The organism is Mycobacterium liflandii (assembly GCF_022354805.1).
Lineage (GTDB): Bacteria > Actinomycetota > Actinomycetes > Mycobacteriales > Mycobacteriaceae > Mycobacterium > Mycobacterium marinum.
In genome coordinates this window covers 3,220,495-3,242,547 of record NZ_CP023138.1, presented here as the reverse complement: position 1 = coordinate 3,242,547, position 22,053 = coordinate 3,220,495, and the positions used below count along the sequence as shown (strand labels likewise).

Here is a 22,053-nt window from a genome sequence, read left to right as displayed (position 1 = left end):
AGAGGCGAGCTGATGGCAACCCACAAAGCTGTCCAAATTGGTGCGGCGGGCGGGCCCCTACAGCTGGTTGATGTCGATACTGCTCCGCCGGCTGATGGCGAGGTGCGTATATCAGTTTCTGCGTGTGGTATTTGCGGCACCGACCGGGCATTTGTGCACGGGGCCTTTCCAGGCCTGGGCTGGCCGCTGACGCCTGGACACGAGATCGCCGGAAGAATAGCCGAAATCGGGAATGGGGTTGAGGATTTCGCAGTTGGCGACCGCGTCGCTGTCGGTTGGTTCGGCGGAAACTGTAACCACTGCGATCCCTGCCGCAAGGGAATGTTCATCCACTGCTCCAAGATGGAGGTTCCAGGCTGGCAGTATCCCGGTGGCTATGCGGAATCGGTGACGGTGCCGGCCACCGCGCTGGCTCGCATTCCGGCAGAGCTCTCCGACGCCGAGGCGGCTCCAATGGGTTGCGCTGGCGTCACGACGTACAACGCGTTGCGTCACACCCGGGCACGGCCGAGCGATCGGGTGGCGGTGCTCGGTGTCGGAGGTCTGGGCCATCTGGGGCTACAGTTCTGTCGGGCCATGGGTTTTGAGACTGTGGCGATCGCTCGCGGTAGTGCCAAGGCCGAGGATGCACGCCAGCTGGGAGCCCCCCATTACATCGATTCCACCACGGGTGACGTAGCGGAAGGATTGCGACGGATCGGCGGTGCCGCGGTCGTGTTGGCGACCGCTGGCAATTCGGCAGCTATGGCTGAAACGGTGGGCGGACTTCTTCCCCGCGGCGAGCTGGTCGTCATCGGCGTGACGGCTGATCCGCTACCGATCAGCCCGGTCCAGCTGATCAACCCCGGCCTCAGCGTCACGGGTCACCCATCCGGTACCGCTAAAGACGTGGAGGACACCATGCATTTCGCGGCCTTGTCCGGTGTGCGGGCCTGGATCGAAGAGCGACCGCTCGCGCAGGCCGCCGATGGCTATGAGGCGATGGAGCAAGGCCGGACGCGCTATCGCACGGTCCTGGCCATGTAAGGGCCAGGCCAAGCGAATACAGTCGTGTTGTGAGCGAGGCTGTGTGGACCCTGGACGCTTCCGACGGCGAGCTACTCATCGGCACTGGTGTCGCGGGACGGGCAGCGAAAATGGGCCATCGACTGACCATTGCGATGACCCGCTGGCAAGCGACGGTGAATTGGGTAGCTGACGAGCCCAGCGCCGCAGAGCTCATTGTCGAGGTGGATTCGCTAGAGGTGCTACGCGGCGAGGGCGGAGTCAAGGGGCTTTCCGGGCCGGAGAAGGTCCTGGTGCGGTCCAATGCACTGAAATCGTTGCGCGCCGATCGGTTTCCGCGCATCGAATTCTCCGCCGATGCCATCGAGAAGACCGCGGATGGTTACCGGCTCAGTGGGGCATTGCATATTCACGGAACGTCGCATCAGCACGTAATCGACTTGCACACAGATGATCTGGGCGATTCATGGCGCATGTCCACCGAAACGGCGGTTCGCCAGTCCGACTACGGTGTCAAGCCTTACTCACTGCTGATGGGATCGCTGCAGGTTGCCGATGAGGTGACGATCTCATTCAGCGCCGTGCGGGCCAAGAATGGCTGATGAACGGTTTGCCGGCCGCCGATAAACCGCTGGAAGACAATGTGTTACCGCTCCGGTGGCCGCCGTACGGCCGCCCGCGCTGAAAGGCTTCTGGTGCTTGGTGGCTTGCTCGGCAGTAGCCTTCGTGGTGTGAAAGAGCGTGATGACCAGTACGTGTAGTCGAAGGAGCCGTCGATGACGCAACCAACTGCCTATCCGGTCCGGGTAAGGGGCAGGGCTCCGGCGTTGTTGATTAGCAGGCTTGTGAGCTGGGGAATTGTGGATTGAGGAGGTCTAGGCGGCGGTTGGCGGTCAAAGCGGTGATCCGGCAGGCTTCGGCGATGTTGTCGGCGCCGTTGAGGCGGTGCAGATTGATCGCGGTGTTGCGTAGCGTTGCTAGGACCTGTGCGCCGTTTCCGGTATGTGCCCTTTGACGGTCTTCGTCGAAGGTGACGTCGCGTATCCAGTGCAGGCTGTTCTCGATTCCCCAGTGTTGACGCATCCAGGTCATGATCGCGGTAGGGCGGGCGTGCTCGAACGGCAGGCTGCAGATGGCATAGACCACCTCCACGCTGCGCTGGTCGGTGGCGGTGATCAAACGTTCACGAGTGATCCGGATGATTTGTTTTGCGTAGGGGAAGCCGATTCCTCGTACAGCGGTGATGATTTGCAGGGTGCGGGTCTCGACACGGCCGTGGCCGCGGGAGTCGTCGGTAGCGGCTGCGGGCACCTCGGCCCAGGGCAGCGCGGTGATACGCGCAAGTATTTTGGCTTGGTTGGACTTGACGATCATCAGGTAGTGCGACTTCAAGGTGGCGCAGATCAACTTCGCGGTGACGACCTGGGTATGCATCGCATCCACGGTGACCAGCCACCGCAAGCTACCCGGCAGCAGCGTGAGCAGGGCACGTACGCAGGGAATTTCATTGCTTTTCTCGGCGACAGCGAGTTGACCGAGCACCAATCGGGCACGGTGGGCGAACACCGACACGAGATGCGTGGCTGTCGCTTTGGCGCGTAAAGCACCACGCAGCATCTTGCCGTCCAACGCGATCGGCACCAATCCACTGGGGTCGCTGCTGGCCACGTGTGCAGTGAAGTAACTGCCCATCCTGGCGTTGAGGTCGGCGGGGTCTAGCCGAGACAAAACAGCGCGGAAGGTCTTCTCACTGGGCCGCCGGAACCGGACCCCTAATTAGGCCAACACATCATCGGGAGCGGTGGCCGCCCATGTAGCAAAAACAGCATAGCCGCGCATCCCCGCGGCAGTGGCCAGAACCGCGATCGCCAACAAAGCCATCAGCGAATACCTCCGACCGCGTGGGTCCCTCGGGTCTGGCACCGAGGCCAACACATCGAGAAACTCCGATCCGATGAGCTCGCTACGCTCACCAGGACTCCAGCGGTCGAACACCTCTGGAACCGACGACACAGGCAATACTGAAACGGTAGGCACGGGCAACTCCAGACCAACGACGAACAGTAACCAACTCGATCGTTCTCCAGATAGCCCGTGCCTACACTCCGGCCCCAATAGCGCGGCACCAAAGATCATCAACCCAGCTCACAAGCCTGCTAATCAACAACGCCGGAGCCCTGGGGTAAGGGGGGATATCGATCCCGCATTGTCACGTTGGCAATGGCTGATCAAGTGGATCTTGGCGATTCCGCACTACATCGTCCTGGTTTTCCTGTATCTGGGCGCCTTCGTGGCCACCGTGATTGCCTTTTTCGCGATCCTGCTCACCGGCAGATATCCACGGCCGCTGTTTGATTTCAACGTCGGCGTCATGCGGTGGCGGTGGCGGGTCGCGTTTTACGCGCTGACGGTGTTGGGCACCGACCGCTATCCGCCATTCAGTCTGCGGGAGAACCCGCAGTACCCTGCCGATCTGGACGTTGAGTATCCGCAGCACCTACATCGCGGTCTGGTGTTGATCAAGTGGTGGCTGCTGGCCATTCCCCACTACCTGATATTGGCCGCCTTCTTTTCCGGCGGCTGGCGCGTGGTCATGCTTGGCCGGCATGAATTAGGCGGTGTAATGCTGCCGTCGCTGGTGGTGATTGTGGTGGTTAGCGCCGCGATAGCGCTGTTGTTCACCGGGCGCTACCCCGATGGCTTGTACAACCTGTTGATCGGGGTCAACCGTTGGAGCCTGCGGGTGCACGCCTATGCCGGGTTGATGCGCGACGAGTACCCGCCGTTTCGGCTCGACATGGGTCCACGCGAGCCCTTCGAGTGAGCCTGACCAAGGTGGCGGACTACTCAGGTGGGCGAGAGCCCTCTTCTTCGCCGTAGCTGCCGGGGATGTGCGTAAGCACTCGGGTCAACATCGGTGATCCATCCGCGGGCTCGGACTGCGGTGCCTCCCCGCCAGGTTGTTCGACCGGCGCGGCGTCGGTGATCTGCTCACCGGCGGTAAGACGAATGGGCTCCTGCCCCGCACCGGGGGCCGGTGCCTGATGAGGAGCGGACGGCTCTGGTTGCGCGGGCATCGGCACAACGGGGGCGACCGCTTCTACGATCTCAGGCGTTGGCTTGTGTCCCGCGTGACCGGTGGCTGTGTGATGCCTTTCCGGGGTGAGCTGCAGACCGATCGCTAGTGATAGCGACCCAACGAAGGTCACCGCGGCGGCCGCCAGGGTGGTTGCCGCTCCGGCGTAGTGCAGGGACCGCTTGGGTGCCGGGGCGGGTTCGCTGACGTCTGCGATCAGCCGGGCGTCGGTGAAATCGGTGCTCTGGGCGGCCGCCAGCGCTGCGCCGCGCGCAATTGTCACCTGGGCCATCGTCTGTGCGAAAACCGGCACTGGCAGAGCCTTTTCGAGCTGCCAAGAGAATTCTTCAACGTCGGTGTCCGAACCGACGACCACGACGGCGGCGGGGCGCCACGCACCGCGGTCGAACATTCCGGTCAGCCAGGAATTCAGGCCGTCGAATCCGCCTCGAACGTGCTTGACGGCGGTTTGAGTCTTCCCGTCTTGGGTATCAACCATCACAACGGTTGCCCAGTCGTGCTCGAGGATGCAGACCGCGGTCTGGTCATAGCCGATAACCGGTGCGATCGCTTCGGCCAGCGTCTCCACCGCGTCAAGCAGCCGAACCGGCACAACGTTGTCGAAACCCGCGTCGGTGAGTGCCTCGAGCAGCAGCGCGGCCTGCGCGGATGCCTCGTCGCTCCAGGTCACGCCGATCATGCGCAGGCGATGGCCCGCACCGCTGGCAACCTCTTTCGCGTGCCAAACCTCATCGGCGACCTGCTCGGCGGTGTGCACGATGCGCATGCCGCGAGAACCGTGCAACTGCGACTCGTGGTGATCGAGGATGGCGCCATCGGCACCGTGTCCTTCAGCGAGGACCCACCCGACGGTGGTCGGCGTTACTGATAGCCCAAGTATCGTATCCAAAACTTCGCACCTCAATCGTTTCCGGAGCCCGACGCCCTCAGCCACCGCCAGCGCGCACCAAGGGGCCCTGGTGTGCTGGTGTGGGCAGCGCCGGAAATGACCGGAATAGTGTGGTCTCCATCGGCTTGTCTTGACAGAGAGTACGCGGTCGATGCAAATTCGGCCGCCTCGGTAGGCAAACCCGCAGGTGACTCACAAGAAGTGGGCATTGCCGCTGGCGTCGGCTACGGCGCCAACGCAGGGCTCCGGCGTTGTTGATTAGCAGGCTTGTGAGCTGGGTTGATGATCTTTGGTGCCGCGCTATTGGGGCCGGAGTGTAGGCACGGGCTATCTGGAGAACGATCGAGTTGGTTACTGTTCGTCGTTGGTCTGGAGTTGCCCGTGCCTACCGTTTCAGTATTGCCTGTGTCGTCGGTTCCAGAGGTGTTCGACCGCTGGAGTCCTGGTGAGCGTAGCGAGCTCATCGGATCGGAGTTTCTCGATGTGTTGGCCTCGGTGCCAGACCCGAGGGACCCACGCGGTCGGAGGTATTCGCTGATGGCTTTGTTGGCGATCGCGGTTCTGGCCACTGCCGCGGGGATGCGCGGCTATGCTGGTTTTGCTACATGGGCGGCCACCGCTCCCGATGATGTGTTGGCCTAATTAGGGGTCCGGTTCCGGCGGCCCAGTGAGAAGACCTTCCGCGCTGTTTTGTCTCGGCTAGACCCCGCCGACCTCAACGCCAGGATGGGCAGTTATTTCACTGCACACGTGGCCAGCAGCGACCCCAGTGGATTGGTGCCGATCGCGTTGGACGGCAAGATGCTGCGTGGTGCTTTACGCGCCAAAGCGACAGCCACGCATCTCGTGTCGGTGTTCGCCCACCGTGCCCGATTGGTGCTCGGTCAACTCGCTGTCGCCGAGAAAAGCAATGAAATTCCCTGCGTACGTGCCCTGCTCACGCTGCTGCCGGGTAGCTTGCGGTGGCTGGTCACCGTGGATGCGATGCATACCCAGGTCGTCACCGCGAAGTTGATCTGCGCCACCTTGAAGTCGCACTACCTGATGATCGTCAAGTCCAACCAAGCCAAAATACTTGCGCGTATCACCGCGCTGCCCTGGGCCGAGGTGCCCACAGCCGCTACCGACGACTCCCGCGGCCACGGCCGTGTCGAGACCCGCACCCTGCAAATCATCACCGCTGCACGAGGAATCGGCTTCCCCTACGCAAAACAAATCATCCGGATCACTCGTGAACGCTTGATCACCGCCACCGACCAGCGCAGCGTGGAGGTGGTCTATGCCATCTGCAGCCTGCCGTTCGAGCACGCCCGCCCTACCGCGATCATGACCTGGATGCGTCAACACTGGGGAATCGAGAACAGCCTGCACTGGATACGCGACGTCACCTTCGACGAAGACCGTCAAAGGGCACATACCGGAAACGGCGCACAGGTCCTAGCAACGCTACGCAACACCGCGATCAATCTGCACCGCCTCAACGGCGCCGACAACATCGCCGAAGCCTGCCGGATCACCGCTTTGACCGCCAACCGCCGCCTAGACCTCCTCAATCCACAATTCCCCAGCTCACAAGCCTGCTAATCAACAACGCCGGAGCCCTGGGCGCCAACGGAGCGCGGAATGCGTGGATTGCTCCCGCTGGCCGCCTCCCCGATATTCCGGCCGACTTTTCCGCCGATTCGTCATTTGATTCGTCTGATTCGTCAATTGAATCCGCAAGCGCTTTCTCCCCATACCGACCGATGCGACCCCATGCGGCACGCGGGCGCCGCCTGATTGGTTGCATATCGCCCCGCTCGCGGAGCGCCACCGCGCGCGGGCGATCAGCTGACTAGGTGCGGGTGCCGACTAGCCGCCAACTGTCCTGGTCACAGCTGCATCACGGCTGCTGGGGCTGGTTTATCAGGGCCGGCGGGAGGTTATTACCGAGAAGTCGGGATCGTGGCGGCTCGCGTAGCACAGGTGCTGTGTCCGTGGCGGTGGCCGATATCCAAATGAAATGAGTTCGCGTCCCGATCGACATTTTCTGTACTCACGCGGTAAGTTCTGCCGGGAGCACACGACTACATACGGACAAGGGGCACAGGTATGACAGACGTGAGCGGGAAAATCCGAACCTGGGGACGGCGGCTGCTAATCGGCGCGGCTGCCGCGATAACCCTTCCTGGCCTGGTCGGACTCGCCGGCGGCGCGCCGGCTGCGAAAGCTTTTTCGCGTCCGGGCTTGCCCGTCGAGTACCTGCAGGTGCCATCCGCGGCGATGGGGCGCAGCATCAAGGTCCAGTTCCAAAGCGGCGGGGACAACTCGCCTGCGGTCTACCTGCTCGATGGCCTGCGCGCCCAAGACGACTACAACGGCTGGGACATCAACACCCCGGCGTTCGAGTGGTACTACCAGTCAGGCCTGTCCGTCATCATGCCGGTAGGCGGCCAGTCCAGCTTCTATGCGAACTGGTACCAGCCCGCCTGCGGTAAGTCCGGCTGCTCGACCTACAAGTGGGAGACGTTCCTAACCAGCGAACTCCCCGAATGGCTGTCGGCCAATCGCAGCGTCAAGCCCACCGGTAGCGCCGCGATCGGCATCTCGATGTCCGGCTCTTCGGCGATGATCTTGGCGGTGTACCACCCCCAGCAGTTCGTGTACGCCGGTTCGCTGTCGGCGCTGCTGGATCCGTCCCAAGGGATGGGACCGTCCTTGATCGGCTTGGCAATGGGTGACGCCGGAGGCTACAAGGCCGGCGACATGTGGGGGCCGTCCAGCGATCCCGCCTGGCAGCGCAACGACCCGACGATCCAGATCCCTGCCTTGGTCTCCAACAACACCCGCCTGTGGGTTTACTGCGGCAACGGCACCCCCTCCGAACTGGGCGGCGCGAACCTGCCCGCCGAGTTCCTGGAGAACTTCGTGCGCAGCAGCAACCTGAAGTTCCAGGACGCCTACAACGCGGCCGGTGGCCACAACGCGGTGTTCAACTTCAACGACAACGGAACGCACAGCTGGGAGTACTGGGGCGCACAGCTCAACGCTATGAAGGGCGACTTGCAGGCCAGCCTCGGCGCCGCCTGATCGCCAATCAGATCGAAACTGCTGGGCTTGACGGCCCCGGTTTTCCGGGCCCGTCGAGCCCAGCGGTCGTTTCTGGCGTTGTCCTACCGGAGCGGGCCGAACTGGTCGCTGATATCGGTCCATCCCATCGTGTCGCGGCGGTGATCTGTGGTGTTGCGGCACGGACCGTAGAGCCGTAGGACTCCCATGGTGGGGTCATCGCGGTGCCGATACAGAACGGCTGTCGTGTCGTCCCTGGTCAAGGTCCTGCCGAACACGTGCTCAGCGGGTGGTCGTCCCTCGGTCCATCCGTGCTGGACCAGCGTGCCCGCCACCGCGCGAAAGTAGGTATCTGCGTGGGCGTCGACGGGCAAGGTGAAGGTCAGATAGATCACGCCCTGATAGGGCGGATCCTCGCGGTTCTTGCAGGACATCAAGAGGTAACCCGCGGCGATCGGCCGTAGCCCGGCGACGGCGACGAGTCCTCTGGCCGATTCAACGACGTGGGCTTCGGTCGCAGCGTCGGAAAGTGGGATGCCGGGATGGTCGATGGCGCCGGCAGACGACGACTTACGGCTGTCCACCAGCAGCACGGCTGCGCCGAGGAGTAAGCAGGTAGCCAGGGTGCTGGCGACGGCGAATCGAAGCTGGCTCCTGCCGAGCCACTGTCTGCTTGTGTCGTTGCGCTGGATCATCGGTGGGGCATCTGTTTCCCGTGGCGCCATGGTTGGGTGTCTGTCGCTGCGGCTGATTATCGTTGGTCGCGGTTGCGGTTGCACCCGTCAAACGGGTCTCGGTGCACCCAAGACCCCACCTTGTGACGTTGCGCTCGCCGCGAACACGCTGGTTGGCCCGGCTCCCGGCTGGCAGTGTCACCCCCGTGCCCGAATTCCGGTTCTCGTTCAACGTGTTTCGCATCGATCCGGTACACACGTTCATCGAAACGTGCCGACGCGCCGAACAATGGGGGTATGACGCCGTCTTCGCTGCCGACCACCTCGGAATCGCCGCACCCTTCATGACCCTGGTCGCCGCAGCAGCCGCCACCGATCGAATGCGGGTCGGCACCTTGGTGCTCAACGCGCCATGGTGGAACCCGGCGTTGCTGGCTCGCGATATCGCGACCACCGACGTCCTGACCGGGGGCCGGCTCGAGGTCGGTCTGGGTGCCGGGCATATGAAATGGGAGTACGACCAGGCGGACATTCCATTCCCGTCATTCACGACACGAACCGCTCGGTTGCGCCAGACCATCGAAGAACTCGCCAGCCGGTTCGCCGAGGACGGGTTCGCCCAACAAGCTGAACTACGCGAAGCCCACAACATTGCGGTACTGCGCCCGACCCAGCGGCGGGGATTCGGCGGCTACGGTCCACCCCTGCTAGTCGGCGGCACCGGTGATCAGGTGCTGCGACTTGCCGCGCAATACGCCGATACGGTCAGCATCGCGTGCCTGTACCAGGTCAAAGGACGGCCCCCAGGGACGATGCGACTGGCCACCGTAGCCGAGATCGAGCAACGGGTCGCCTACGTGCGTCGGTGTGCCGGAGCTGCCAGACACCCGGAGTTACACACGTTGATTCAAGAGGTCGTGTTGACCGATGACCGTAGGGAAGTCGCCGGCATGCTCGCCGCCAAGTATGGCAACCTGCTAACCGCCAACGAAATCCTGTAATCCCCAACGCTTCTCATCGGTACAGTTGAGCAGATAGCGCGGCAGCTGCGCGCGAATCGGGAACGATACGGCTTCACTCACTACACCATCCCCCAGCCCCATGTGGCGGCCTTCGCCCCGGTCATCACCGTGCTTGGTGACCTGAACTAGCGCCACCATTGACTTTCATGCGGGCTGCACGTAACTTACGTACTGGCAGCACGTAAGTATCCGCGAAGGGGTGGCACCGATGGCACAGGTCACGCTGAGTCAGGCGACAATCGCCTACCGAGTGCTCGGACCCGAAAACTCCCCACATCCCCCGGTGCTATTCGTCCACGGCATTCTCGTCGATGAGCGCCTGTGGTCCGCCGTAGCCGAAGGGCTTGCCGCGATGGGGTTTCGGTGCATCCTGCCCACCTGGCCGCTGGGTTCCCACACGATCCCGGCTAACGAAGGCGCTGACCTCTCCCCCGCCGGGATCGCGGAGATGATTCACGAGTTCATGGTCGCCCTTGATCTCGCCGACGTGACCTTGGTGGGCAACGACACCGGTGGCGGCCTGTGTCAGCTGGCGATCGATGCCCACCCGGATCTGGTCGGTCGGTTGGTGCTCACCAACTGCGATGCCTTCGAGACTTTTCCACCGTTTCCGTTTCCTGCCGTATTCACGCTGCTTCGGGGGCCAAGATCGATCAAGACGCTGTTTGCGGCGATGGGGTTGCGGCCGTTGCGGCACTCCCCGCTCGGGTTCGGCCTGCTGTTGAACAAGCCAGACGCCGCGCTGACGGCGTCGTGGTTGCAGCCCTGCCGCACAGACGCTCGCATCTGCGATGACCTGGCCACGCTGCTTCGACATCCACGCTGCTTCGACATGTCGCCGCCACCGATCTGACCGAGGTGTCGACGCGGTTTGCCCAGTTCACCAAGCCGGTGACGCTGGTCTGGGGCATGGGAGGCCGGTGCTTCAAGCCGACGCTGGCTCGCCGCATGGCCCAGCTCTTCCCGGACGCGTCGATCATCGAGGTACCGGGTTCGAAAACCTTTGTCGCTCTCAATGAGCCGGCGGCGGTGATCAACGCGATCAGCACTGTTGGCGCACACCACGGCTGACATGCTGTGATGAGGCGTGGTTTTTCCAGCGCGCCGATCGACTCGGCATCGGTTGGGTGTCGGGCTCGGCGGGGCGGCCGCCCTGCTTGCGGTGGCGCTGGGCGCGCCCGGGCAGGTGCGGGCCGACAGTGCCAGCCCGCTGATCACCTTGGTCGACGCGGCGGCGCAGCGGTTGGCCGTGGCAGACCCGGTGGCGGCCTTCAAGTGGCATGCTCGCGTGGCCATTGAGGACCCGGACCGCGTCCAGCAACAACTCGCCAAGCTGGGCGATGCGGCCCGCGCCGCACAGGTCGACCCCAACTACGTCACCCGGTTGTTTGGCGACCAGATCAGCGCGACCGAGGCGATCGAGTACAGCCGCTTCGCGGACTGGAAGTTCGGCTCGGCCGACGTCCCCGCGGCACCCCCCGACCTGTCCGCATCGCGCGCCGAGATCGATGCGCTAAACGATAAGATTTTATCTCAGATAACACTTAATCGCAGTTTGCTGGAGTCGGCGTCCTGCGCGGCCCAACTCGACCTCGCGAGGGCGGACACGATACGGGCTCGTCAGCTGGACAGCCTCTATCAACGTGCTCTGTTGACCGCAACGAGGTCGTACTGCCCGGCCGGGGGCCAAGCCTGAGGTAGCGGCCCGCGGGCGGTTTGCCTCCCTACTCGGTGAATTTCGGTGCGATAGATTTCCAATCTCACAAGATTCTCTAATCGGTAACGCTTTGACTACGTCCGCCGAAAAGTCGGACATGACACACATCGCGAAACCCCTCACCAAGTCCGCGCTCGCCGGTGGATTCGTCGTTGCGTCGATGTCACTGTCCACCGGTGTCGCACAGGCCGATCTGATGAACTGGGAAGCCGTCGCGCAGTGCGAGTCTGGCGGAAACTGGTCGGCCAATACCGGCAACGGCGCCTACGGCGGTCTGCAGTTCAAGCAAGCCACCTGGGAGGAATACGGTGGGGTGGGAAACCCCGCAAGTGCCTCTAAACAGCAACAAATCGCAATCGCCAACCGGGTTCTGGCAGGACAGGGACCGGCCGCCTGGCCCAAATGTTCGTCCGTCGGTGGATTGCCGCCGGTGCCCGTGGTGTTGCCCAAACCGGTACGTCAGCTCGAGCAGACGGTGACTCAGATCATCTCGATATTCACGCCCCGTTAGGGGAATATCGCTGGTTCGGTTCCATGTGTTACAGCGAGCGTGTTTGGATCGTGTCATGGAGGGTTCAGCGACAGTTCACATGGCAGCCCCGGCGGACAAGATCTGGGATTTGATCGCCGACATCCGCAATACCGGACGATTCTCGCCGGAAACCTTCGAGGCCGAATGGCTCGACGGCGCGACCGGCCCTGCGCTGGGTGCCAGGTTCCGGGGGCATGTTCGGCGTAACGAGATCGGACCGGTTTACTGGACGGTTTGCGAGGTGACGGCCTGCGAGCCAAGTCGCGAGTTCGGGTTTGCTGTGATGATGGGCGACAGACCGGTCAACAACTGGCACTATCGCCTGGCGCCCTCGGGGGGCGGGACCGATGTGACCGAGTCATTTCGGCTCGCGGAGTCTCCGCTGAGCACCGTGTACTACTGGATGTTCGGTGGCTGGCTGCGCAAGCGCCGCAACATTCGGGACATGACCAAGACGCTGAACCGGATCAAAGACGTGGTCGAGGCGGCCTAGGTCGGCGGCGCTCCATGAAATCGGTATTCATCACCGGCGCCGGCAGCGGAATGGGCCGCGAGGGGGCGAAGCTGTTTCACGCCAAAGGCTGGCGGGTCGCCGCGGTGGACCGCGACGGCGCCGGCCTTGACGCGCTGGGCGCCGAACTTGGCACCGAGCGGCTGTGGACCCGCGTTGTTGACGTGACCGACCGGGATGCGTTGGATCGCGCCCTGGCCGATTTCTGCGCCGGTACCAGCCACGGCGGACTTGACATGATGTGGAACAACGCCGGCATCGGCGAAGGCGGATGGTTCGAGGACGTACCCTACGACGCCGCGATGCGCGTCGTCGACGTGAACTTCAAGGCGGTGCTGACCGGGGCTTACGGCGCCCTCCCCTATCTGAGAAAGGCGCCGGGAAGTCTGATGTTTTCCACATCGTCGTCGTCGGCCACCTACGGCATGCCACGGCTGGCGGTCTATTCGGCAACCAAGCACGCCGTCAAGGGACTCACCGAAGCGTTGAGCACCGAATGGCGGCGCCATGGTGTGCGAGTTGCCGACGTGCTGCCCGGGTTGATCGACACCGCGATTCTCACCTCAACTCGGCAGCACTCCGACGCCTCCGCCCCGACCCTGTCCAGCGAGCAGATCCGCGCCGCCGCGCCCAAGAAGGGGATGTTTCGTCTACTGCCGGCATCCAGCGTCGCCGAGGCGGCCTGGCACGCCTACCAGCACCCGACGCGGCTGCATTGGTACGTGCCGCCAAGCATTCGCTGGATCGATCGGCTCAAGGGCGTCAGTCCGGAATTCGTTCGTAGCCGCATTCTCAAATCCCTACCCACGTTTGGAACAGGACAGCAGTAGAGTCTCGGGCACAGCGCTGGTGTCCACAATGGAGGTGGCTCGTGCAGATTCGGTTGGTCACTGTCACAGGGCTTGCAATGAGCGTGGTCGCTGCCGTCTCCGGGTGCGGGAGCGCGATGACGGTGCCCCGCCAAGCCGCGCACGTGACCATCGACGGCTCCACCCACACGGCACGCCCCGCCGCGTGCAGTCAGGAGCAGTCCTACCGGACCATCGACATCGGCGACCGGGACGGCCATGTCCAGGCGGTGGTGCTGATCAGCGGCGAGCGAGTGATTCCGCAGTGGGTGAAGATCCGCAATGTTGACGGGTTCAACGGCAGCTATTGGCAAGGCGGGGTGGGAGAGGCTCAGGTGGACTTTTCCCACGGGACATACACGATCACCGGCAGCGCCTACGGTATCGGCAGCGACAACCCGAACAAGGTGGTGACAACCGACTTCAAGATCGTCGCCGAGTGCTGACCCGTTGGGCTCTGCCTCGGGGCGCGAGCCTCGATTAGCCCTGCGTCGGCGACCTCGACGAGCTTAGTCTGGTCACAAGCGCAATGGCGAAGTCGATCGATGGAGGCGCGGTGAAGGACAAACTGCACTGGTTCGCGATGCACGGGGTAATCCGGGGCATGGCCAATATCGGTCTTCGACGAGGTGAATTGGAGGCTCGGCTGATCGCCGACCCGGCAGTTGCGGCCAACCCGGGACCGTTCCATGACGAGTTGCGCCGCCACGGGCGTATGGTGCGGACCCGCGTCAACTACCTCACCGTTGACTATCAGCTCGCGCACGATGTGCTGCGCTCCGACGACTTCCACACCATCTCGTTCGGTGAGAACCTGCCGGGACCGCTGCGCTGGCTGGAGCGCCGCACCCGCGACGAGCAGCTGCATCCGCTGCGGCCGCCGTCGCTGTTGGCCGTTGAGCCGCCCGATCACACCCGATACCGCAAGACGGTGTCGGCGGTTTTCACCTCCCGAGCGGTTGCCGCGCTACGCGATCGGGTCGAGCAGACCGCGAACAGTCTGTTGGATCAACTCGCGCAGCGGCCCGGTGTTGTCGACGTGGTGGGCCAGTACTGTTCCCAGCTCCCGATCATGGTGATCAGCGAAATCCTCGGTGTTCCAGAACAAGACCGCGGCCGAGTGCTGGAATACGGCGAATTGGCAGCGCCTAGCCTGGATATCGGGGTCCCCTACCGGCAGTACCGGCGCATACAGCAGGGCATAACGGGATTCAACTCGTGGCTGACGGCACACCTCGAGCAGTTGCGTCGAAACCCCGGCGACGACCTGATGAGTCAATTGATCCGGGTCGCTGAAAGTGGTGATGCTGGGACATATCTCGATGAATCCGAACTGCGCGCGATTGCTGGGCTGGTGTTGGTTGCGGGCTTCGAGACCACAGTCAACCTGTTGGGCAACGGAATTCGGATGCTGCTGGATGCCCCCGAGCAACTGGAGACACTGCGTCAGCGTCCGGAACTATGGCCGAACGCGGTCGAAGAGATCCTGCGGCTGGATTCACCAGTCCAGCTCACCGCCCGGGTGGCCCGCACCGATGTCGAGATAGCGAGCTGGCCAATCAATCGCGGCGAAATGGTGGTGGCCTAGCTGGCCGGAGCCAACCGCGACCCGGCGGTATTCCCGAACCCGCACCGTTTCGACGTCGAACGCGCTAATGCCGGAAGGCATCTCGCATTCTCCACGGGTCGTCATTTCTGTCTTGGTGCGGCTCTGGCCCGGGCCGAGGGAGAGGTTGGGTTGCGGACGTTCTTCGAGCGCTTCCCCGACGTTCGGGCCGCCGGCGCGGGAAGTCGCCGCGACACCCGCGTGTTGCGGGGCTGGTCGACGTTGCCGGTCACGCTCGGACCGGCCCGCGCGCTGGCCGCCTCCTAGCGGACCGCGAGGGCGTGTCCGCCGGTCGCGTTGAGGGCGCCAATTGGCATCGGCGCAGCGTGGTGGTTGACAGCCCAAGAGGGACCAAGTGTTATTGGCCGTTATGGCAGAACTTTCTTTGATTTCGGTTGGCGATACGGTGCGTGGGATGTGGCACGCGCTGTCTCGGAGGGACTGGGATGGCGTCAAGACGTTTTTGTCGCCGGACTGCCTGTATGTGGACATGCCGGTTCCCGCGCTGTCAGCGCGCGGTCCGGACGACATCGTCACGCGGCTGAAGCTCGGGTTGGAACCCCTGGCCGGCTACGAGAACCACGACGGACTGCTGCTGTCCAGCGGTTCCGATGTCATGTATGAGCACTCCGAGACCTGGACGTTCGCGACCGGTGAGCAGGGGCTGCTGAGGTTCGTTACCGTCCATCAAGTCGCCGACGGGAAAATCACCGTGTGGAAAGACTATTGGGACTTCAACAGCCTGGTGGCCTTTGCGCCGCCGCAGCATTTTGAGAACCTTGGCTCGGCAGATCAGGGCTGGATATTCGACGCGAGCAGCCTGGTCTAGCAACCGGTTGATGTCGCCGGTGACTACCGGTGGGGTCTAACGCGCCGACCACCAGCACAGCCGCCATAGGACCAGGGCAGCCGGTCGAGGTCAGACAGCGACGACAACTGCCGCCGCGGGTTGGCGGTCACCACCGTTAGGAGCCTCTCCAACCGGTCGGTAATGGCTTCGATCACCGTAGGAGTGAACATGGCGGTGCGGTATTCGACGACTCCGCTGATCCCGGCGGGCTCACCGCTCTCGGTGAACTGCTCGGTCAGGGACAACAAGAAGTTCATCCGTGCCGCCCCGGTGTGCACCGGGGCTTCGGTGATTTCCAGCTCGCCCAGTGCCAGCTCGGCCGGTTTGTTGTTTTGCCAGGCCAGCATGACTTGGGCCAAGGGGCTAGCGGGTGACGAGCGGGCGGCGTTGATCTGTTCTACCAGAACGCCATAGGGCATGTCTTGATGGTCGAGTGCTTGCAGACTGCGGGTACGCACCTGGTCGAGCAGGTGTGCGAAATCCAGGTCGGGGGCCACCGCAATGCGCAATAGCACCGTGTTGACGAACACACCGACCAACTCATCGAGCGAGGGGTGACGGCGACCGGCGACCGCTACTGCCACCACGATGTCGTTGCTGGCGGCCAGTTGTGAGAGCAGCGCGGTAAAGCCCGCCTGGACGACCATGAAGCTGGTGGCGTGCTGTGCGCACGCCAGCTCGGTTATCTGGCGGTGCAATGCCGCCGGCCAGCGCACGGCCAGCGTGTCGCCGCGAGTGTCGTACGAGGTGGCATCGGGTTGCCCGGGTGATAGCTCGAGATGCGTGGGCATGTCCGCAAGCGTCTTCTGCCAGTACCGAAGTTCCGCGGCGATCATGCTGTCGGGATCCGCCGGGTCCCCCAGGTACGCGCGTTGCCATAAGGCGTAGTCGATGTATTGGATGGGCAACGGCTCCCAGCCGGGGGCCTGCCCGTCGCATCGGCTGCGGTAGGCCACGTCGAGATCGGCCGCCAGCGGGGCCAGTGACCAGCCGTCAGCGGCAATATGGTGCAGCACGAGAACCAGCAGGTATTGATCGTCGGCCCGGCGATAGAGCTGGACCAGTAGCGGCAGCCGGCTGGCCAGGTCGAAGCTGTGGCGGGCTTGGGTCGAAACGACGTCACGCAGCTGACCCGGCGTCCAGGTGGTGGCGTCAATGACCTCCCAGCACAGGTCCACCGCTTCGGGCGCCAAGACGACTTGGTGCGGTTCACCGTCCACGGCGGGATAAACGGTGCGCAACGGTTCGTGACGACAAACAACATCGACTAGGGCCTGGCGCAGTGCCTCGGTGTGCAGGATGCCACGCAACTGCAGCACCCAGGGGATGTTGAACACAGCGGAGGGGCCCTGCAGCTGAACGACACTCCACATCCGGTGCTGGGCCGGCGATAGCGGCACCCGCTCGGGCCGCTGGACCGGTGCCAGGGGTATCGAGGCGGCCGATCCCTTGTTGATGTGCGGCACCAGCTCGGCGACGCTGGGTGCATCGAACAACACCCGCACGGACAGGTCTGCGGCCAAAGCGGTGTTGACCGCCGCGACCACGCGCATCGCCAGCAACGAGTCGCCGCCCAAATCGAAGAACGACTGGTCGGCGCCGACCCGTTCCAGCCCGAGGACCCGCGCAAAAATTCCGGCCACGATTTCCTCCACCGGCGTGGTCGGGGCTCGGTAACCGGTGATGTAGTCCGGAACGGGCAGCGCGGCAACGTCAAGTTTCCCGTTGACCGTCAACGGCAACCGCTCGAGCGACATGATGGCCGCCGGAACCATGTAGTGGGGCAGTTGGTCTTTGAGACCGGCACGAACAGCTTCGGGGTCGGCTTGGCCGGTGATGTAGCCCACCAGACGCTTGTCGCCAGGGCGGTCTTCGCGGACGATGACGACCGCACTGTTCACGCTGGGCGACCGCATTAGCGCTGTGGTGATTTCGGCGGGATCGATGCGATAGCCGCGAATCTTGACTTGGTCGTCCACCCGACCCTTGTAGTGCAGTTGACCGTCAGCACCCCAGCAGGCCAGATCGCCGGTCCGGTACATACGGCTGCCCGCGGTTCCCCGAACGGGCAGGCCACAAAACGCGATGCCGTCAACCCGGAGCGGTGCCAATATCCAAGCCCAACTTGGCTTCCCGCCACATACAGCTCCCCCACCACCCCGGGGGCAGCTGGCGCAACCACGAGTCCAATACAAATAGAGCAGTACCCGGCAGTGGTAGGCCGATGGGAGCGGTCCCGGAACCGGCAACCAGCGGTGCGCTGATGCTGACGCAGACAGTGGATTCGGTTGGGCCGTAGGCATTCACCATCACTCGCCCGGGCGCCCAACGATCCACCACCTCGGCGGTGCAGGGTTCACCGCCGACCACGAGTGTCGTGGCTTCCAGAGCATCGGTTGACAATGCGGCAACCGCCGAGGGGGTTTGGGTCAGCGCGTTGACTCGCTGTTCCAGCAGCAAGTCGTGGAAATCGGTGGGGGAACGAGTTGCGTCTTCGCCTACCACGACAAGTCGCCCGCCGTGCAGTAACGCGCTCCAGATTTCCCACACCGAGAAGTCGAATGCGTAGGAGTGGCAATGGGTTACGGCCAGACTGTTCTGGGCGTTCAGTGGGGTGGGTGCGGCCACGAGTTGGGCAATGTTGTGATGGGTGATCGCCACGCCTTTGGGCACGCCGGTGGTGCCGGATGTATACAGCACGTATGCGACGTCGTCGGCGGCTGGCGCGGGCAGCCCCGTACTGGGTCGGGCGGCAACGGCGGGATCGTCGACGTCGATGACCGCCAGGGCGTGGCCGTCCAGACCGCCGGTCAAGTCGCGGATGGTCAGGACAGCCACCGGCTTGGTGTCGTCGAGCAGGAAGGCAACGCGGGCGCGGGGGTGGTCCGGGTCGATGGGCAGGTAGGCCGCTCCCACCTTCAGCACTGCCAGGATCGCGATGATGGCTCGTCCGCTGCGTGGAAGCAGCAACGCTACGACGTCGCCACGGCCTATCTCGTGAGATGCCAACAAGGACGCGAGCCGGTTGCTGGCGGCGTCGAGTTGGCGGTAGCTCAGCACGACGTCCGCGGCTGTCACCGCGACAGCGTCCGGTCTCTGGGCGACGTGGGCGGCGAACAGCTCCGGAATCGACTGGGTAGGAGCAGCGGGGCAGGTCAGCGCGGCGTGGTTACCCCACGTATGGATCCGGCGGCGCTCGAGCTGATCGAGCAGGTCGATTGATGACAACCGCCGCGCCGGATCCGCGGCCAACACCATCAAGAGCCCAGTCAGTCGTTGCGCCAAGGCTGGGCCCTCGAAATCTGATGATGGCGCGCCAGCACCTGCCGTGCTCAAAAGCAGCCGCTGCCCCTCAATCATGACGAACATTCCAAATCGATTGCCGCGGCCAAAATTGGTATGCACCAGCGAGGCCGGCGCATCACCGAAATGTGGGATCGCCGTCGGCGGGAGCAGGTTCAGCGCGATTCCGCTGAGGGGCCCGCACAACGTGTGTACCGGAAACCGTTGATGTCGTAGGACATCGCGGACCCGCGAATCCGCCTGCGTACACAGCTCAGCAACTGAGGAAGTGGGTGATGTCGGCAACGCCAGCGGAACCACCCCGGCAACCATCCCCGGAATCGTCTTCAACTTGTCGGTGCCGCGCCGGCTCACCGCAAAATCCAGTACCACCTCCGGACCGCCACCATCCCAACCGTGTACCAGTAGCCCACACGCTGCGGTGATGATCGAGGATCGCCTGACGCCTAACACTGTGGCCAGAACATCAATGCTCTGCGCGGCGGCGGCATCCAGCACCACCGGCGCCGACGCGCCGTAGCGATCGTTCTCATTCCCGGTCTCCGCGGACTGGTATTGGAGCGCTGGGCGGTCCGGGGGCAGATTCTCCCGCCAAAACTGCAGGTCTTCTCGATACTTGCAGGACACCTCGTACTCCAGTTCGGCGCCGACCAGATCGTGCAGCGAACCAAAGGATGCTGCCGGGACTGGCGTGGCAGAGGCGAGCGCCGAGTAGATAACGGCGATTCGACTGACGAACAGCACGGAACTAAATCCGTCGACCACGATGTGATGTAGACAGAAAAACAAGAAGAATTGGTTTGGACTCGTCCGGAATAACGCAAATCGGAACAACGGCCCCGCCCATGCCATGGGCTGGCGCTGCATCGACGCGGCCAGTTGGTGCGCTTCCCGAACCGGATGTCGCGAGCCGCTCACGTCAACGAGCGGGACAGTAACGGCCGGATAGTCCCGCGGTTTCTGGCAGACCTGTGCGTCGACCTCGAATATTCCGACCCGCAACGGCTCGAATTCGGCCACCGCCCGCCGGACGGCACGCTCGATGAGGACCGGATCGACCGGGCCGCTGATCACTGCGAAAAAGCTTGTTTGCCAGGGTATTCCCGAGTCGTTGCGCTCTTGGGAGGGCCATACGTCGAGCTGCCCGCGCGTGAGTGCGAGGAACTTCCCATTTGCCGGCACTGCGCCGTGCGGGTCGGTGGGAGCAGACATCAGGTGCCGGTACGGACCCGAAGCGCGCGGTGGCGATTCCCGAGGTCACCGGCACAGACCCAGGGCTCCGGCGTTGTTGATTAGCAGGCTTGTGAGCTGGGTTGATGATCTTTGGTGCCGCGCTATTGGGGCCGGAGTGTAGGCACGGGCTATCTGGAGAACGATCGAGTTGGTTACTGTTCGTCGTTGGTCTGGAGTTGCCCGTGCCTACCGTTTCAGTATTGCCTGTGTCGTCGGTTCCAGAGGTGTTCGACCGCTGGAGTCCTGGTGAGCGCAGTGAGCTCATCGGATCGGAGTTTCTCGGTGTGTTGGCCTCGGTGCCAGACCCGAGGGACCCACGCGGTCGGAGGTATTCGCTGATGGCTTTGTTGGCGATCGCGGTTCTGGCCACTGCCGCGGGGATGCGCGGCTATGCTGTTTTTGCTACATGGGCGGCCACCGCTCCCGATGATGTGTTGGCCTAATTAGGGGTCCGGTTCCGGCGGCCCAGTGAGAAGACCTTCCGCGCTGTTTTGTCTCGGCTAGACCCCGCCGACCTCAACGCCAGGATGGGCAGTTACTTCACTGCACACGTGGCCAGCAGCGACCCCAGTGGATTGGTGCCGATCGCGTTGGACGGCAAGATGCTGCGTGGTGCTTTACGCGCCAAAGCGACAGCCACGCATCTCGTGTCGGTGTTCGCCCACCGTGCCCGATTGGTGCTCGGTCAACTCGCTGTCGCCGAGAAAAGCAATGAAATTCCCTGCGTACGTGCCCTGCTCACGCTGCTGCCGGGTAGCTTGCGGTGGCTGGTCACCGTGGATGCGATGCATACCCAGGTCGTCACCGCGAAGTTGATCTGCGCCACCTTGAAGTCGCACTACCTGATGATCGTCAAGTCCAACCAAGCCAAAATACTTGCGCGTATCACCGCGCTGCCCTGGGCCGAGGTGCCCACAGCCGCTACCGACGACTCCCGCGGCCACGGCCGTGTCGAGACCCGCACCCTGCAAATCATCACCGCTGCACGAGGAATCGGCTTCCCCTACGCAAAACAAATCATCCGGATCACTCGTGAACGTTTGATCACCGCCACCGACCAGCGCAGCGTGGAGGTGGTCTATGCCATCTGCAGCCTGCCGTTCGAGCACGCCCGCCCTACCGCGATCATGACCTGGATGCGTCAACACTGGGGAATCGAGAACAGCCTGCACTGGATACGCGACGTCACCTTCGACGAAGACCGTCAAAGGGCACATACCGGAAACGGCGCACAGGTCCTAGCAACGCTACGCAACACCGCGATCAATCTGCACCGCCTCAACGGCGCCGACAACATCACCGAAGCCTGCCGGATCACCGCTTTGACCGCCAACCGCCGCCTAGACCTCCTCAATCCACAATTCCCCAGCTCACAAGCCTGCTAATCAACAACGCCGGAGCCCTGGGCGCAGACCGAAACGGGCCGCCTAGTCTTTCGGCAAGTCGCCACGGTGGTGACGGAGCGTGGTGCCATTTTTCACCTAGGTCATCGCAACCAATGTCCGAGTTTGCTGCACATTTCGGATACAACACTGGCTGTGCACTGAAGTCGTCAATACGCCGTGGTAGAAGTTTACACGCGCAACCACTTCATCAGTATCCGCTGGCGCGCGGGATTTGTAGGGGGCGATGTCGTTTTGGCGCCGGAACGGCGCGGCCGTAGTCGCGCCGCTGGTCGTGTCCCCCGATCTGGGGACACGACTTCCCCCCGTACAGGG

Annotated in this window: 12 protein-coding genes and 7 pseudogenes; 15 read left to right on the top strand and 4 right to left on the bottom strand. The window is 63.4% G+C overall.

The features are described from left to right. The first annotated feature begins 12 nt into the window (after window positions 1-12). Window positions 13-1,026 carry an alcohol dehydrogenase catalytic domain-containing protein gene (locus CKW46_RS14580; protein WP_117435700.1) on the top strand — a complete coding sequence of 338 codons (1,014 nt, stop codon included), beginning with the start codon at window positions 13-15 and terminating at the stop codon, window positions 1,024-1,026. 29 nt (window positions 1,027-1,055) lie between these two features. Continuing rightward, on the top strand, window positions 1,056-1,607 hold the full coding sequence (locus CKW46_RS14575) for a YceI family protein (protein WP_020725310.1): 552 nt from the start codon (window positions 1,056-1,058) through the stop codon (window positions 1,605-1,607). A gap of 232 nt (window positions 1,608-1,839) precedes the next feature. Here the strand turns inward: CKW46_RS14575 and CKW46_RS14570 are convergent. Further along, a pseudogene (locus CKW46_RS14570) lies at window positions 1,840-3,042 on the bottom strand (ISAs1-like element IS2404/ISMul1 family transposase). 169 nt (window positions 3,043-3,211) lie between these two features. On the opposite strand from CKW46_RS14570, the gene CKW46_RS14565 reads away from it, so the two are divergent. Then, entirely contained in the window at window positions 3,212-3,829 is a 618-nt protein-coding gene (locus tag CKW46_RS14565) for a DUF4389 domain-containing protein (RefSeq protein ID WP_482053296.1), read from the top strand. A gap of 19 nt (window positions 3,830-3,848) precedes the next feature. Here CKW46_RS14565 and CKW46_RS14560 read toward each other — a convergent pair whose 3' ends face one another. Continuing rightward, window positions 3,849-4,991 (bottom strand): DUF7159 family protein, encoded by a 1,143-nt coding sequence (locus CKW46_RS14560; RefSeq protein WP_015355546.1) that lies wholly within the window; start codon window positions 4,989-4,991, stop codon window positions 3,849-3,851. A gap of 381 nt (window positions 4,992-5,372) precedes the next feature. Between CKW46_RS14560 and CKW46_RS14555 the strand changes: the two are divergent. Together CKW46_RS14555 and ag85B are read left to right on the top strand one after the other, a co-directional pair. Next, a pseudogene (locus CKW46_RS14555) lies at window positions 5,373-6,575 on the top strand (ISAs1-like element IS2404/ISMul1 family transposase). 507 nt (window positions 6,576-7,082) lie between these two features. Continuing rightward, window positions 7,083-8,060, top strand: a complete 978-nt coding sequence (ag85B, locus tag CKW46_RS14550) for a diacylglycerol acyltransferase/mycolyltransferase Ag85B (RefSeq protein WP_015355544.1) — start codon at window positions 7,083-7,085, stop codon at window positions 8,058-8,060. 83 nt (window positions 8,061-8,143) lie between these two features. On the opposite strand, the gene CKW46_RS14545 is transcribed toward ag85B, so the two are convergent. Then, complete coding sequence (locus tag CKW46_RS14545; protein WP_499017907.1) at window positions 8,144-8,734, bottom strand: lipoprotein LppJ family protein; 591 nt, start codon at window positions 8,732-8,734, stop codon at window positions 8,144-8,146. Window positions 8,735-8,919: 185 nt separating this feature from the next. Between CKW46_RS14545 and CKW46_RS14540 the strand changes: the two are divergent. From CKW46_RS14540 to CKW46_RS14500, 9 genes and pseudogenes are all read left to right on the top strand, one after another. Then, window positions 8,920-9,864, top strand: a pseudogene (locus CKW46_RS14540) (TIGR03621 family F420-dependent LLM class oxidoreductase). Between the two features lie 79 nt (window positions 9,865-9,943). After that, a pseudogene (locus CKW46_RS14535) lies at window positions 9,944-10,806 on the top strand (alpha/beta fold hydrolase). A gap of 52 nt (window positions 10,807-10,858) precedes the next feature. Beyond that, a complete protein-coding gene (locus tag CKW46_RS14530) occupies window positions 10,859-11,431 on the top strand; it encodes a chorismate mutase (protein WP_223161353.1) in 573 nt (190 codons plus the stop codon). Between the two features lie 118 nt (window positions 11,432-11,549). Beyond that, complete coding sequence (locus CKW46_RS14525) at window positions 11,550-11,963, top strand: transglycosylase family protein (RefSeq protein ID WP_117436410.1); 414 nt, start codon at window positions 11,550-11,552, stop codon at window positions 11,961-11,963. Window positions 11,964-12,018: 55 nt separating this feature from the next. Further along, window positions 12,019-12,477 carry an SRPBCC family protein gene (locus tag CKW46_RS14520; RefSeq protein ID WP_015355538.1) on the top strand — a complete coding sequence of 153 codons (459 nt, stop codon included), beginning with the start codon at window positions 12,019-12,021 and terminating at the stop codon, window positions 12,475-12,477. Between the two features lie 14 nt (window positions 12,478-12,491). Further along, complete coding sequence (locus CKW46_RS14515; RefSeq protein WP_482053295.1) at window positions 12,492-13,325, top strand: SDR family oxidoreductase; 834 nt, start codon at window positions 12,492-12,494, stop codon at window positions 13,323-13,325. Between the two features lie 41 nt (window positions 13,326-13,366). Continuing rightward, on the top strand, window positions 13,367-13,789 hold the full coding sequence (locus CKW46_RS14510) for a lipoprotein LpqH (RefSeq protein ID WP_015355536.1): 423 nt from the start codon (window positions 13,367-13,369) through the stop codon (window positions 13,787-13,789). A 110-nt stretch (window positions 13,790-13,899) separates the two neighbouring features. Next, a pseudogene (locus CKW46_RS14505) lies at window positions 13,900-15,216 on the top strand (cytochrome P450). Window positions 15,217-15,334: 118 nt separating this feature from the next. Beyond that, window positions 15,335-15,778, top strand: a complete 444-nt coding sequence (locus CKW46_RS14500) for a nuclear transport factor 2 family protein (protein ID WP_041300230.1) — start codon at window positions 15,335-15,337, stop codon at window positions 15,776-15,778. A 23-nt stretch (window positions 15,779-15,801) separates the two neighbouring features. Here CKW46_RS14500 and CKW46_RS14495 read toward each other — a convergent pair. Continuing rightward, window positions 15,802-20,314, bottom strand: a pseudogene (locus tag CKW46_RS14495) (amino acid adenylation domain-containing protein). A gap of 203 nt (window positions 20,315-20,517) precedes the next feature. Here CKW46_RS14495 and CKW46_RS14490 point away from each other — a divergent pair. Continuing rightward, window positions 20,518-21,720, top strand: a pseudogene (locus CKW46_RS14490) (ISAs1-like element IS2404/ISMul1 family transposase). Window positions 21,721-22,053 lie beyond the last annotated feature (333 nt).